Here is a 13,988-nt window from a genome sequence, read left to right as displayed (position 1 = left end):
AAACCATGCTTTTTTGCTCAATGGCTTCACCTTCTCAACAGAAGGTGAAGCAAGTGTAGACCTTGCAGATAAACAAAAAAAGTCGAATATAATTGAATTTAGCATCGTATTTTTCGATGCATTAATCGATTTATTATCAAAAAATTACTTTCATGCCCAGCCTGAATTACAAGCATTTGCATTACTTCTGGATGGTGGCCAAGACTGGTAGCATTGTCCGCGCAAGTGAGCAATTGCATCTGACGCCGCAAACCATCAGCGGACAGTTGAGCCTGTTTGAAGACGTACAAGGTGAGGCTTTGTTTCGCAAGAGTGGACGCAACCTGGAATTAACTGAGGCTGGTCGTCTGGTATTTAGCTATGCCGAAGATATTTTTGCCCTGGGACAAGAGCTGGAAGAAGTCTTGCACCATAGGCCGACTGCACGCACAGTACAATTAAGAGTAGGTGTCTCGGATGCCTTGCCTAAGACCCTGGCTTATCGTTTGTTGGAACCTGCCTTGAAATTGCCACAAACCTTGCGTATCAATTGCCGTGAGGGCAAGCTGGAAATTTTGCTGGCTGACCTGGCCACTCATAAACTTGATGTTGTGATGTCTGATAGCCCCATGCCGACGGGTGCCAATGTGCGCGGCTATAGCCATCAACTGGGAGAATGCGGCATCAGTTTTTTCGCTACCCGCGCTCTAATGGAGCAATACCCCCAAACCTTCCCGCAGAATCTGGACGCAGCGCCATTTCTGTTGCCGGGGGAGGACGCCGCCCAGCGCGCACGTTTGTTGCATTGGTTTGATGATCATGGATTGCATCCCCGTATTGCAGGCGAATTTGATGATAGCGCACTCATGAGTGCCTTTGGACAGGCCGGTGCAGGGATTTTTGCAGCGCCTACCGTGGTCGCCGATATGGTCATGCGGCAGTATGATGTACAGCTATTGGGGCAAACCGAAGAGATCAGGGAGCAGTTTTTTGCCATTTCGGTACAGCGCAAGCTGACTCATCCTGCGGTGCTGGCCATCAGCCGGGCTGCGCGTAGCGACTTGTTTGCCATGGATGAGGATTGAGCTATTGTCTCGACTCAATGCAGGCATAAAAAAAGCGACAGCAAAAGCTGTCGCTTTTTTTGAATTACCTGACTGGATTAACGACGGCCCAGCAAGGCCTTGGTATTTTTGTCCATAGGTACAGCATAGTCTACCGAGCTGATGACAGTGTTGTCACTAGGCTTGACCAGCTTCAGATTGACATAGACCAGTTTGTCACTTTCGGCATAAGTACCGACGATGACAGCCTGGGCACTATGGTTCTGGGCCACATCCCTGATTTCACGTGTCAGCAGCAATTCGCCGACATTTTGCTTCATGAAAACTTTGTCGCGGAATTTCATTTCCACCATTTTGTACTGTTGGCGAGTGAACTCACCGGAAACATGCTCGGCAATAATACGGCCAAATGCTGAAGATTCTTCGAGGAAATTGATATTGGCCAGCGTGGCAATAATCAATGGACGGGAAGGATCAATTCTCGAGGCAGCATTGGTGATCAAAACGTTTGCAGCGCGTTGATTTGCCGGGATAAATTCATTGGCTTCAGCATCTTTCCAGGTTGGCGCAGGAGATGCAGCAGCTGGAGGCGGGGTGTTACCCAGACCCAGATTGGCACAAGCACTGAGTGCGATCGCTGAAGCGATAACGAGAGCGGCACTTTTCATCATTATTGGCCTCCAACAACACGGAAGTTGAAGTCAGTGTCTTTATTGTAAAGTGTCCAGTCATAATCCATGACGTAGTAAGCATCAGTACGACGGGCAACATATTGTGAATTTTTCACCAAAGATGTCGTCACGATTAACTCGTATTGAGGAGTACTGCCTTTTGCGTATTCCTGATTGACCCAGTTGGTGTAGTCATAAGCGCCTGTAAGGGCAAATGCACCCAGGACGGCATCTGTTTTGACCGGGATACCCAGGCCGTGTACTGCAGCAATGCCAGCACCAATCGCAGTCACGCTGGTGAAGCGTTTGTTTTGGTGACGGTCAGGGGAGAAACGCACCAGTTGTGTCTCAATATTCACAACCTGTGCCGTACCATCGTTGATTTTCCTGACGACTACGCCCTGATTGACCAGGGAAGTAATGATCTGAGTATAGAAAGCCTGTGTGAACTGACTGTCTTTCTCTGGTGGCATGACGTAAACCGGTGCGCCTATCTTGTCGGTTCCGAGTTTGATTTGCTCTGCTACATCTTTTGCGATGACGAGCCAGTGCGACGCCGCTTGCAATTTATTTTGCGTCGTCGTCGGAAAATTGCCTGCTAAGGGCGTTTCACTGTATGGAGTTGCACAACCTGCCAACAGCGCGGCTGCCAGGGCAATGGGAAGAAATTTCTTCATGAGCTCACCTTTTTTTAGGTCTTAGTCAGAGTTTTTGTTATCGAAAACGAAAATGGCAATAATTCAGTGTAAGAGAATACAACAAGTAGCGTCAGGCAACAAAGATTTTGCTTGCAGTCAGGCATTAATTGGATTATTTCCACAGATAAAGCGGGATGAGGCAGCATTACAACTAAAAGTTGTAGTTTTTTTGCTTCAGTTTTCCCTGTTAACTGAAAAAATGTCCTTCTTGTAAAGCAAATCCTTGTAGGAAATCAGTTACTGAAAGTCGCTTGCCACCGGGTTTTTGCAATTCAGTCAAGCTGAGCGAGCCTCGACCACAGGCAACAATAACACCTTGCTCCTGATTCGCCGATAGTATTTGACCAGGTTTATGGTTACCAGTTGTTTCAAGCGGTTTCGCACCCCAGATCTTAATGGTGGTATCCACGTATTGAGCATGAGCGCCTGGAAAGGGATTAAAAGCACGTATCTTTCTTGCTAATACCTCGGCAGGCAAGTTGAAATCCAGGCCAGCTTCTTCCTTACTGATCTTGGACGCGTAGTTGACGCCAGCCTCAGGTTGTACGGTTGCCGGGATGCCTTCATCCCGCAACTGTTGCAAGGCAGCAACAATCATCGCGCCGCCCATGGCCGCAAGTTTGTCATGCAGGATGCCCGTCGTATCTGTATCTGCAATGGCAATACTTTGCTTGAGCAGCATGGGGCCGGTATCCAGGCCTTCTTCCATTTGCATGATGGTGATGCCGGTCTCTGTATCACCTGCCTCTATTGCTCGATGAATCGGGGCCGCGCCACGCCAGCGGGGTAAGAGCGAACCATGTATGTTTAAACAACCCAATCGCGGTATATTTAATACTGAGAGTGGCAGAATCAGGCCATAGGCAGCCACTACCATGACATCGTGTGGCGTACTGTTAAGCAAGTCATGTGCTTCTCTGGCAATGTCAGGATATTTGCCATCCAGACGCAGCGATATTGGCTGGGCGACAGGAATGCCGTGCTGCAGGGCAAATTGTTTGACTGCAGAGGCGTGCAGTTGCATGCCACGGCCAGCCGGGCGATCTGGCTGCGTCAGTACCAAAGGTACTTCAAAACCTGCCGCATGGATGGCTTGCAGAGCGGTAGCGGCGAATTCCGGGGTGCCGGCAAAGATGACGCGCATTAGCGTTCAGCCCGTCTGCGCTGCTCTTCACGTTCTTCTTTCAACATCTTGGTTTTGATGCGGTTACGCTTCATGGGTGACAGGTATTCGACAAATACCTTGCCCTTGAGGTGGTCCATTTCATGTTGTATGCAGACTGCCAGCAAGTCGGTTGCATGCAGTTCGAAAGGCTTGCCGTCGGCATCCAGGGCGCGTACCTTGACTTCGGCAGGACGTTCGACGCCATCATAAATGCCTGGCACGGACAAGCAGCCTTCGTCATAAACTTTGCGTTCTTCACTGGCCCAGACAATTTCCGGGTTGATGAAAACTTGCAACTGGTCATTGGTTTCAGAGACATCAATCACCACCAGTTGTTCATGGACATCAACCTGAGATGCTGCCAGACCAACACCGGGGGCATCGTACATGGTTGCTGCCATATCGGCCACCAGGGTTTTCAGGCGTGCATCAAATTGTGTTACCGGTTTTGCCACTTTATGGAGGCGCGCATCGGGGTAGCGCAGTATATTTAGTATCGTCATAAGACTTTTCACAACAAGCTTTGATGCTTATTGCGCAGTTTTTCTTGCTAGTTCAAGGATTTATGGGCAGAATTTGATTCAATTTGGCAAGTTTTGCAAGATTGCGCCTGCCTGCGCGCCTTCACTTGCGGTATTGCAGTATTTTGCATCGGATAATATTCATGAAAAAGTTTAGCACAATCGTCTCCATTCTCGCTGTCAGTCTTCCCCTGATTTCTACCGGGGCACTTGCTGCTGGTGGGCAGGCAACCACGGCACAGGCGCAAGCCGTTGCTAGTAAAACCAAGTGCGACTTCTTGCCAGAAGCCCCAGACAAGCACGTTGTTGTCAAAGGCGATACGCTTTGGGGGATTTCCAGCATGTTCTTGAAAAATCCTTGGTGCTGGCCTGTGGTCTGGGGCATGAATCAGGAAGATATCAAGAATCCGCATTGGATTTATCCTGGTCAGATCGTCTATTTTGACCGCGTCAATGGCCGTTTGCGTCTTGGAAATCCGGGTGGTGTACCGACTGTCAAACTGACGCCACATTCGCGTGTACAGGGCTTGGGCTCGAATGCCATTCCTGCTATCCCTGCTTCCATGATAGAACCTTTTTTGTCCCAGCCCTTGATTTTGGAAGACGATGACCTGGCCACAGCGCCGCGCATTATTGCCACCAAGGAAGGCCGGGTAAATCTGGGTGTGAATGAGCAAGCCTATGTAAGGGGTGAGCTTGAAGGTGGTACTTCCTTCCAGGTCTTCCGTCCGGGCGTGCCTTTGCGTGATCCCGAAACCAAGGCCGTGATTGCCTATGAGGCGGTGTACCTGGGTACAGTCAAGCTGTCACGCGAAGGTAATGATGACAGTGACGTCCATACCTTCAATGTCGTCAAGTCGAAAGAAGAAATGGCGGTCGGCGACCGTTTGATGCCTATTCCACCGTCTCCTATCCTGAATTATGTCCCCCATCCACCTGCTGAAGAAGTGGATGCCCGCGTTGTGGCGATTTATGGTGGCGTTGCTTCGGCTGGCCAAAACCAGATCATCAGTATCAATCGCGGCAAGAACGATGGTTTGAACCTTGGCACGGTATTGACGCTGTATAACTATGGCAGGGTGATACAGGATAAGACGGATGCCAACAAGTCCATCAAATTGCCAGATGAAGCGATTGGTGATTTGTTTATTTTCCGTACCTTCAGCAATATTTCTTATGGCCTGATCATGCAGGTCAAAGATATTGTCAAAGTAGGTGACGCAGCCAGATCGCCAAGATAAGTTTGTTTGGTGACCGCTAGCTCGTGGAATCGCCTTTGGATTTGAGCGCCTGGCTCAGGCTGGAACAAACGCCAGGCGTGGGCAATGAGACGGCACGCCGCTTACTTTCAGTATTCGGCTTGCCGGAACAGATTTTTGCTGCCAGCCACGCTGACTTGTGTGCAGTTGTTACACCCAGGCTGGCCAACGCCTTGCTGGCCATGCCAGCTAACTTCCAGCAACAAATAGATAAGACCCTGTCCTGGCAAGAGCAGCCAGGTAATGTCGTACTGACTTTGGCCGACGCTGCCTATCCGCGGTCCTTGCTGGAAATTCCAGATCCGCCCCTGATGCTGTATATCAAGGGCAGGTCCAGTTTGCTCGACGCCGCCACCGTGGCAGTCGTTGGCAGCAGGAATGCCACGGTACAAGGCATACGCAATGCAGAACAATTCTCTGAAGCACTGAGTTTTGCTGGCCTTTGCATCAGCTCAGGCCAGGCAGCGGGTATTGATACCGCTGCCCATCAGGGCGCTTTGCGTGGACTCGGTTCCACCATCGCCGTGATAGGTACTGGGGCGGACATTGTTTATCCCGCACGCAATCGCAATTTGGCCCACCTGATTGCTGAAGGGGGCTGTATCGTGAGTGAGTATTCACTGGGAACGCCTGCACTGGCCCCCAATTTCCCGCGTCGAAACCGTATCATTTCCGGTTTAGCGAAGGGTGTACTGGTGGTGGAAGCGGCAGCGCAATCCGGTTCTCTGATCACCGCCCGCATGGCGGCCGAGCAGGGCAGGGAAGTCTTTGCCATTCCCGGCTCTATCCATTCTCCCTTGTCCAAAGGTTGCCATCAATTGATACGTCAGGGTGCCAAGCTGGTAGAGTCGGCGCAAGATATTTTGGAAGAGCTACAGTTGCAGACGCATTTTGCGCAGACTTTGCCTCAGCCTGCATTTCAAACCGGCAAGACCGAGCCGTTTGTTTCCATCCTTTTGAAAGAAATCGACTTTGATCCTGTCCATATGGATATGCTGGCAAGCCGGACAGGAATAGATATTTCCAGCCTGACTGCAGAGTTACTAACGCTGGAATTGGGTGGGCAACTGGAAGCCTTGCCTGGCGGGTATTATCGGCGGCTTGCCTGATTGTCATCAACGGCAAATCCTAAAGGGGCTTGTTTGAAATCGCTGCAAAGGCTACAGTAGCAGCATGTTTGATATTCTTGTTTACCTCTACGAAACTTATTACCGTCCGGACGCCTGTCCTGACACGGCAGCCTTGACCAAAAAATTGTCCGCGGTTGGTTTTCCCGAGGATGAAATTAGCGAGGCACTTGATTGGCTGACAGGCCTGGCGATCAATACAGCTGAGCCGGTCGCAGCCGCACCAATTTCCCAGGGGTTCAGGATTTATGCAGAACAGGAAATTGCGGCACTCGGTACTCCAGCCCTTGGCTTTATCCAATATCTGGAATCTGCTGGCTTATTGAATGCTAATCAGCGAGAAATCGTGATTGAAAGAGCATTGGTTGTCAATGAGTCACCCCTGCCTTTGGATAAGCTGCGCATTATTGTCTTGATGATGCTATGGAGCCAGGGGGCAGAGCCTGACATGCTCATGTTTGACGAATTATTGTTGTCAGATGACGACAACGTGACCAGGCTTTTGCATTAATCATTTCCTAAATGGAATTTTTATGACGAAAATCGCGCATAGATTGCGGTTTTTCGTCTATCACGCTTATCATTCCCCGCAAATTTAGGTTAGTCTTACGCTTATTTTGCGAAATGTTGCCTATTAGACATTGGCAATCACGCTTTACATTATTCGAGAATCCCGAAATGACAAAAACGCTCATCATTGCCGAAAAACCCTCTGTCGCTAATGACATAGCGAAAGCTCTGGGTGGCTTCACCAAGCATGATGATTATTTTGAATCAGATAATTATGTACTGTCTTCAGCTGTCGGCCATTTGCTGGAAATTACCGTCCCTGAAGAATACGATGTCAAACGCGGCAAATGGAGTTTCACTCATTTGCCGATGATCCCGCCGCATTTTGCCCTGAACCCGATTGCCAAGACTGAGTCGCGCCTGAAGGTCTTAAACAAGCTGATCAAGCGCAAGGATGTCACCGGCCTGATTAACGCATGTGACGCGGGTCGCGAAGGTGAGTTGATTTTCCGTCTGATCGCCCAGCATGCCAAAGCCAAGCAGCCGGTCAGCCGCCTGTGGCTGCAATCCATGACTACCGGCGCGATACGCGATGGTTTCCAGAAATTGCGCAGTGATGCTGAAATGATGCCTTTGGCTGATGCGGCCCGTTGCCGCTCAGAGGCAGACTGGTTGATCGGTATCAATGGCACCCGCGCGATGACAGCCTTCAATTCCAAGGAGGGCGGCTTTTACCTGACGACAGTGGGTCGTGTGCAGACGCCAACCTTGTCCATTGTGGTGGAGCGCGAAGAAAAGATCAAAAAATTCGTTTCCCGTGATTATTGGGAAGTGAAGGCAGAATTTGTCTGCGCGGCCGGTATCTATGAAGGCCGCTGGCAAGATCACCAGTTCAAGAAAGACGAACACGACCCTGAGAAAAGGGCTGAGCGTCTGTGGAGCAAGGCGGCTGCAGAATCTGTCGTAGCCGCTTGCCGTAATCGCCAGGGCAATGTTACTGAAGAATCCAAACCCGCTACGCAAATCGCGCCACCTCTGTTTGACTTGACCAGTTTGCAGCGCGAAGCGAATGCACGTTTTGGTTTTTCTGCCAAAAATACCCTGGGTCTGGCGCAGGCTTTGTATGAAAAGCATAAGGTATTGACGTATCCGCGTACTGATTCCCGTCATTTGCCGGAAGATTATCTGCCAACGATAAAAGAAACCCTGGGCTCGATAGCAGAAACCAATAATTACCATCAGTTTGCTTCGCAAATCCTGAAAAACAATTGGCTCAAACCAAACAAGCGTATTTTCGACAATACCAAAATCAGTGATCACTTTGCGATCATCCCGACTGGCCTGGCACCGAAAAATTTGTCCGAACCTGAACAAAAGCTGTATGACCTGGTAACGCGCCGCTTCCTGGCGGTGTTCTTCCCGTCAGCAGAATTCCAGGTGACTACCCGCATCACTGAAGTATCCGGCCATCAGTTCAAGACTGAAGGCAAAGTCATGACCAGCGCTGGCTGGCTGGCAATCTATGGCAAGGACGCGCTGGAAGAAAAGGTAGACGGCGAAAGCAAGGGCACTCTGGTTGCCGTTGCCAAAGGCGAGAAAGTACTGACTGACCAGATCACTGCCAATGCGCTTGTCACCAAACCACCTGCCCGCTATAGCGAGGCGACGTTGCTGTCCGCCATGGAAGGTGCCGGCAAACTGGTCGATGATGGTGACCTGCGTGAAGCCATGGCAGGCAAGGGTCTGGGTACGCCAGCTACCCGTGCTGCCATCATCGAGGGATTGCTGAACGAGAAATATCTGTTGCGTGAAGGCCGCGAAATGATGCCTACCGCCAAAGCCTTCCAGTTGATGACCTTGTTGCGCGGTCTGGGGGTAGACGAATTGACATCGCCAGAACTGACTGGCGAGTGGGAATATAAATTATCGCAAATGGAAAAAGGCAAGATCAGCCGTGAAGAATTCATGCGCGAAATTGCCCAGATGACCCAGATCATCGTCAAGCGTGCCAAAGAGTACGATAACGACACCATCCCTGGTGATTATGCGACCTTGCATACACCTTGCCCGCATTGTGGCGGTGTGGTCAAAGAGAATTATCGCCGTTTCGCCTGTACCAAGTGCGAATTTTCCATGAGCAAGACGCCAGGCAGCCGTCAGTTTGAAGTGGCTGAAGTAGAAGAATTGCTGACCAAGCGTGAAATCGGGCCGTTACAAGGCTTCCGTTCCAAGATGGGACGCCCGTTTGCCGCCATCCTGAAGATCGTCGCTGACGCTGATCATAATAACCTGAAGCTGGAATTTGACTTTGGCCAGAATCAGGATGAAGGTGAAGATGGCGAGCCTGTCGATTTTTCTGAACAAACTTCACTGGGACCTTGTCCAAAATGCGGTAACGGCGTGTATGAGATGGGCCTGGCCTATGTGTGCGAGAAAACCATGGCCAAACCCAAGGCTTGTGATTTCCGTAGCGGCCGCATCATCCTGCAACAAGAAATTCTGCCTGAGCAAATGGGCAAATTGTTGAATGACGGCAAGACAGACTTGTTGCCTGGCTTTATTTCGCAACGCACCCGCCGCCCATTCAAGGCTTTCCTGGTACGCGGCAAGGATGGCAAGGTCAGTTTTGAATTTGAAGAACGCAAGGCCAAAGCACCGGCCGCAGGCAAATCCAAAGCCAAAGCTGAACCAGATGCAGAAGCCACGGTCGCTGTAGCAAGCACCAAGGCCAAGGCAACAACTGCCGCTAAAGCAGCACCTGCCAAAAAGCCCGTAGTCAGGAAAAAGAAGGCAGCCTGATAGTTTTTTTGCCACAAATCTTCAAAGAATAGATGCAGCGGGAAGGGATAACACCACTTTCCCTGCAAAGTAAGACTTTTTCGCGTATTGTTAAAGGGTGGTTTTTTGATATAGGGTACACATGGTCGCAAACGAGTCCTTATCCAGTGCTCGCGCTGAATTTACTCATGCATTTAATCATGCAGTACCCGGCATTCTGCCTGAAGCTTTGGAAGCATTGCTGACCAAGGCGAATTACAACGGCACATCTTCGGCTGAAAAAGGTCGCATTGTCAGTGCGCGCTCTCTCTTGCCAGAAAAATGGGACGCCATTTCCCGTGCCATTCCCGTGCATCTGGTCCATTTGCTGGACCGCAGCATCACCACCGCCTATAGCACGTTCAGGCCTGCTTCTGCCCTGGGTCAGGCAACTGAGCTGGCCTTGCTGGATTCCTCCACTTTCGAGACTACCCTGCGCTTCAATGAAATGACGCAGAATTTCCGCGACAAGGCAGGTCAAGGCTTGCTGGACTTAAATATACGCATAGCCGTCTTGTTCGGGCAGGATGATATACGCGAGCGGGAAAATCCTTTCCGCCCTTATCTATTAGCCCGCTGTATTTTCCTGGCTGTAGAAGAGCAAAGGCTGCCAAAAGAATCTGAAGCCATCATCATTGAACAACTGGGTGAAAGCATCGCCGGCAGTATGGCTACTGTCTATGAGGCGGCCAATGCCGCATTGGAAAAGCAGGGTATTAGCGCCCATCTTTCGCTGAAGATCAGCAAGGCACCGGAATCCCAGACCAGTCGCAACACAAACACCCCTGCGCAAGGCGGTGGAGCTGGTGGACAGGGTTATTCCACCATGCAGGCTGGCGTCTTCCCAGGGGCGCAAGCAGCAGGCCAGGGGCATGCACAGATGCAAGGCGCATTCCCGGCGGCACAACAGGCCTCCATGGTTAGCCCCGGAGTTCGTCTGGAACAATTATTTCAGACTGTGCGCGGCAAGCCTCTGAGTTTGCCGCCAGCCACGCCCATTTTGGCACAAAGTGCAGGCAGCATGCAGACTGCGCCAGCATCCACATCTTATGCAGGGATGCCATCGCTTGATACGCAAGTAGTCAATGCCGGCCCAGGCTGGCTGAAGGATGCCAACGCGCTGGGGGGCATCTTAAGGCAAGCCTTTGGTGAAACAGTTGCTACCTCCAATGGACAAAGAGATAAGCATGCAGAGGGCAGTATTCCTTTCACTGCCAGGGAAAGTGCCCCCGCAGGTGCAAGTAATGGGGGTAACCAAGGCAATTCCGGTCAATTTGCCCATGCTGGCTTGCCAAGTTCGGTAGGCACAGCCAGTGCCGATTTGATACAGGTACCTGCAGCCTTGGTGGCTTCGCATTTACAGAATATAGAAAGCCATTTGAAACAAAGGGCTGAAGCACAACTGCCCCCTGAACTCAGCATGGGGCTAGGCAAAGTGCTGGGGCAAATGCACAAGGTCATGGTGCCGGACAGTGTGGCGATGAAAGATGGGCAAGGTGAAATCCGTAACCTGATACGCGAACATAAGGATGCCTTGCACAGTCTGGCCAAAGATACTGACGAACAAATGTGCATAGACCTGGTCGCCATGCTGTTTGAAGTCATGCTGTGTGATGAGATGGTGCCCATCAAAATGCGGATAGACCTGGGGCGTTTGCAATTTTTGATATTGCAATTGGCCTTGAAAGAAAAGAATTTGCTCAGTGACGGCAAACATCCTGCCCGCCTCTTGCTGAACCGGATTTGCTCGATTGCCTATAGCGCCGAGCAAATAGGTGATGTTGAAAACCATGTCGCTGAAGAGATAGCCCGTATTATCAAGACCCTTATGCGGCATGATAGTGAAGTGCCAGAACTGTTTTCACGCATACAAAACAGGTTTGAAACCTTTGTAGCCCGCGAATTGCGTACCAATGACGTGCATATACGCCGCACCGTCAAAGCCATGGATGAAGCGGAAATCCGTTTCATGCGTTTTGCCTGTATTGCCGTTGCCATCAGCAAGGCCATGCCCAAGGTGCATGTCGATCCTGGTTTCCGTAGCTTTCTCAAGACAGAGTGGGTCAAAGCGATAGAAGTGGCTGAAAGGACAGACGCCATACTCGCCAGGCGCTATCGGCTGCTGGTGCCTGATCTGTTATGGAGTGTTTTCCCAAAAACGGAAAATGAAGAAAGAAGCTTGCTGTCATCCATGTTGCCCAGCATGGTAGGCACCTTGCGCCATGGTCTTGATTTAATGGAGTGGGAAAAGGCCAGGCAACAGAAGTTATTAAACTGGCTGGCCGAGGCGCATTCAAAAGCCTTGCGTCCATCCGCAGATAGCAAAAAACCGCAGGGTCTGAGTTTGCCAGCCATGCATGAACGGTTTGAGCAGTTTACCTATCAGGCCGATACGGTAGAGCACTCCGAAATTCATCTTTATGAATTCGCCAGGGAATATTATCAGCTCGCAGTTTTGGCAGAATTGGGTTTGCGGACCAGAATGCTGGACAAGGAAGTCCGCAAACCACCGGCTACTACGGATGATGCGCTTACCGTCACAGGTGCTGCAGAATCTTCGCTCAATCCAGCCTATCTTGAACGCATAGTCAGTGGCACGTTGATTGATATCAAGGCAGACTCAGTCAAAGCCAAGGCCTGCCTGCGCTGGGTAGATCCGTATTTGAATCATGTCGTGCTGAGTCTGAGAGGGGAAGAATACCCTGCTGTCCTCAGCATGCGCGTGTTTTGTGAGTTGCTGGACTTTGGCAAGCTGCGCTTTGTAGAAGAAGAACCTCTGTTTGAGCGTGCCATCCATATCCTGTTAAAGTCTGCTGATGAAGTTGACAATGTGCGGGTTTAGAAACCCGCACACGGCAGATTAATCAGCTTGGTTTAGTCACTCGTGTTACCGACATCTGGTTCAAAAAAGCACCATTTCACCTGCGGCCATTTGCTTTGTATACCAGCTTCCACTTCATTAATGGCGGCAATCAGCGCTTTGTCAGACGCCTGTGGATGCATTTTTGCTTGCACTGCAAGCATTAACTGATCGCCCCATTGCAAGGCAATCAAGTTGATGACGTGATCGACGTGTGGATGGTTGGTGATATGTGCGCGTATCGCCTCGTTGACCTCAGGTGCCGCAGATTCGCCAGTAATCATGGCCTTGACTTCCCGAACGATAAAGAAGGCGATAACCATCAGCAAACAGCCAACGATGATGGAGCCTACTGCATCCCAGACAGGGTTGCCGGTTACTACAGATAAGACCACGGCAATAAATGCGACACCCAGGCCAGCCAGGGCGGCGATATCTTCACCTGCTACCACCATCAATTCGGATTGGCGGGTTTCGCGAAACCACTGGAAGAAATTCTTGCCCTCAGAAATCTTACGTATTTCCACCATTGCCCCATACAGAGAAAACGCCTCGAGAATCACAGAAACGCCAAGTACCGTCAGGGCTACCATAGGATTCTTTAAAGGCTCGGCATGTTTCAGACGCTCCACACCCTCCATGACAGAAAAAGCGCCACCCAGAAAGAACAGCAGCAAAGCCACCATCATGGCCCAGAAATATACCACCCGTCCATAACCCATAGGGTGAGAGGCATCGGGTGGTCGCTTGGCCTCTTTGATGCCGACCAGCAAAAAGATTTGATTAATGCAATCGGCGGTGGAATGAATAGCCTCTGCCAGCATGGCGCCGGAAGAGGTGAAAATGGCCGCGGTAAATTTGGCCACGGCAATACCGCCGTTGGCACCTAGCGCATAAAAAATCGCCTTGGTAGAACCTTCTGAATTCGCAGACATGAGAATAAATAGAAATGAGAAAAACTTAACCTTACTTGATTTCTCTGCAAATAATCAAATGGATACGTTCAATTGCTGGCTTTGCTGCTGCGGGATTACCACTATCGAGACAGGCTTATCAGCTTGCACGCTGAATTGAGCAATAGCAAAGTTAAGTCCCAGTCCTGGTTGTGTCCGCCCCTCTCTATATATAGGAGCAAGAAAACCACTCGGTGCGCGCAGCGCACTCAGTGGTTTTGCCTTTCTACAAACGAAGTAAATAATTACCGATAAAGCCTTGCGAAGAAGGGCAGTAGTTTGCTATAGTTCGCCTCCCGCTGAGAAGCGGGCGAGAAGAGAAGCAAAAGAAGCAAAGCTAGTGAAATGAGCGATCGAAGAGATT

General features: G+C 50.5%; 11 protein-coding genes. 6 read left to right on the top strand and 5 right to left on the bottom strand.

From position 1 onward, the window contains the following. Positions 1–152: 152 nt before the first annotated feature. Positions 153–1,064: a transcriptional activator NhaR gene (gene nhaR, locus Q8K39_RS14210; RefSeq protein WP_186954495.1), complete on the top strand. Its 912-nt coding sequence runs from the start codon at positions 153–155 to the stop codon at positions 1,062–1,064. Between the two features lie 77 nt (positions 1,065–1,141). Here the strand turns inward: nhaR and Q8K39_RS14205 are convergent, their stop codons facing one another. The 4 genes from Q8K39_RS14205 to def form a co-directional block, all read right to left on the bottom strand. Then, entirely contained in the window at positions 1,142–1,714 is a 573-nt protein-coding gene (locus tag Q8K39_RS14205) for a FlgO family outer membrane protein (RefSeq protein ID WP_305261153.1), read from the bottom strand. Continuing rightward, positions 1,714–2,391 (bottom strand): hypothetical protein, encoded by a 678-nt coding sequence (locus Q8K39_RS14200; RefSeq protein ID WP_186954497.1) that lies wholly within the window; start codon positions 2,389–2,391, stop codon positions 1,714–1,716. The genes Q8K39_RS14205 and Q8K39_RS14200 overlap by 1 nt, the downstream gene beginning before the upstream one ends. A 208-nt stretch (positions 2,392–2,599) precedes the next feature. After that, complete coding sequence (gene fmt, locus Q8K39_RS14195; protein ID WP_305261151.1) at positions 2,600–3,556, bottom strand: methionyl-tRNA formyltransferase; 957 nt, start codon at positions 3,554–3,556, stop codon at positions 2,600–2,602. Then, entirely contained in the window at positions 3,556–4,080 is a 525-nt protein-coding gene (gene def, locus Q8K39_RS14190; RefSeq protein WP_186954499.1) for a peptide deformylase, read from the bottom strand. Before def ends, fmt begins: the two co-directional genes overlap by 1 nt. A 161-nt stretch (positions 4,081–4,241) precedes the next feature. Between def and Q8K39_RS14185 the strand changes: the two genes are divergently transcribed. The 5 genes from Q8K39_RS14185 to Q8K39_RS14165 all read left to right on the top strand — a co-directional run bounded on the left by Q8K39_RS14185 (position 4,242) and on the right by Q8K39_RS14165 (position 12,653). Then, positions 4,242–5,339 (top strand): LysM peptidoglycan-binding domain-containing protein, encoded by a 1,098-nt coding sequence (locus tag Q8K39_RS14185; RefSeq protein ID WP_305261149.1) that lies wholly within the window; start codon positions 4,242–4,244, stop codon positions 5,337–5,339. A gap of 23 nt (positions 5,340–5,362) precedes the next feature. Then, entirely contained in the window at positions 5,363–6,466 is a 1,104-nt protein-coding gene (gene dprA / locus Q8K39_RS14180; RefSeq protein ID WP_305261147.1) for a DNA-processing protein DprA, read from the top strand. A gap of 64 nt (positions 6,467–6,530) precedes the next feature. Then, positions 6,531–6,995: a DUF494 family protein gene (locus Q8K39_RS14175; RefSeq protein ID WP_305261144.1), complete on the top strand. Its 465-nt coding sequence runs from the start codon at positions 6,531–6,533 to the stop codon at positions 6,993–6,995. Positions 6,996–7,162: 167 nt separating this feature from the next. Then, a complete protein-coding gene (locus Q8K39_RS14170) occupies positions 7,163–9,793 on the top strand; it encodes a DNA topoisomerase III (protein WP_305261142.1) in 2,631 nt (876 codons plus the stop codon). A gap of 121 nt (positions 9,794–9,914) precedes the next feature. After that, complete coding sequence (locus Q8K39_RS14165) at positions 9,915–12,653, top strand: DUF1631 family protein (protein WP_305261140.1); 2,739 nt, start codon at positions 9,915–9,917, stop codon at positions 12,651–12,653. A gap of 32 nt (positions 12,654–12,685) precedes the next feature. Here Q8K39_RS14165 and Q8K39_RS14160 read toward each other — a convergent pair whose 3' ends face one another. Next, on the bottom strand, positions 12,686–13,606 hold the full coding sequence (locus Q8K39_RS14160) for a cation diffusion facilitator family transporter (protein ID WP_186954505.1): 921 nt from the start codon (positions 13,604–13,606) through the stop codon (positions 12,686–12,688). Between the last annotated feature and the right edge of the window lie 382 nt (positions 13,607–13,988).

Source organism: Undibacterium sp. (assembly GCF_030683615.1).
GTDB lineage: Bacteria > Pseudomonadota > Gammaproteobacteria > Burkholderiales > Burkholderiaceae_D > Undibacterium > Undibacterium umbellatum.
The sequence above is the reverse complement of the archived record's forward strand: the minus strand, read 5'-3'. Positions and strand labels throughout refer to the sequence as shown.

Bases quoted from the DNA above. Each gene is read 5' to 3' on its own strand.
- nhaR (WP_186954495.1), top strand. From the start codon at position 153: ATGCCCAGCCTGAATTACAAGCATTTGCATTACTTCTGGATGGTGGCC.
- Q8K39_RS14205 (WP_305261153.1), bottom strand. From the start codon at position 1,714: ATGATGAAAAGTGCCGCTCTCGTTATCGCTTCAGCGATCGCACTCAGT.
- Q8K39_RS14200 (WP_186954497.1), bottom strand. From the start codon at position 2,391: ATGAAGAAATTTCTTCCCATTGCCCTGGCAGCCGCGCTGTTGGCAGGT.
- fmt (WP_305261151.1), bottom strand. From the start codon at position 3,556: ATGCGCGTCATCTTTGCCGGCACCCCGGAATTCGCCGCTACCGCTCTG.
- def (WP_186954499.1), bottom strand. From the start codon at position 4,080: ATGACGATACTAAATATACTGCGCTACCCCGATGCGCGCCTCCATAAA.
- Q8K39_RS14185 (WP_305261149.1), top strand. From the start codon at position 4,242: ATGAAAAAGTTTAGCACAATCGTCTCCATTCTCGCTGTCAGTCTTCCC.
- Q8K39_RS14175 (WP_305261144.1), top strand. From the start codon at position 6,531: ATGTTTGATATTCTTGTTTACCTCTACGAAACTTATTACCGTCCGGAC.
- Q8K39_RS14170 (WP_305261142.1), top strand. From the start codon at position 7,163: ATGACAAAAACGCTCATCATTGCCGAAAAACCCTCTGTCGCTAATGAC.
- Q8K39_RS14165 (WP_305261140.1), top strand. From the start codon at position 9,915: ATGGTCGCAAACGAGTCCTTATCCAGTGCTCGCGCTGAATTTACTCAT.
- Q8K39_RS14160 (WP_186954505.1), bottom strand. From the start codon at position 13,606: ATGTCTGCGAATTCAGAAGGTTCTACCAAGGCGATTTTTTATGCGCTA.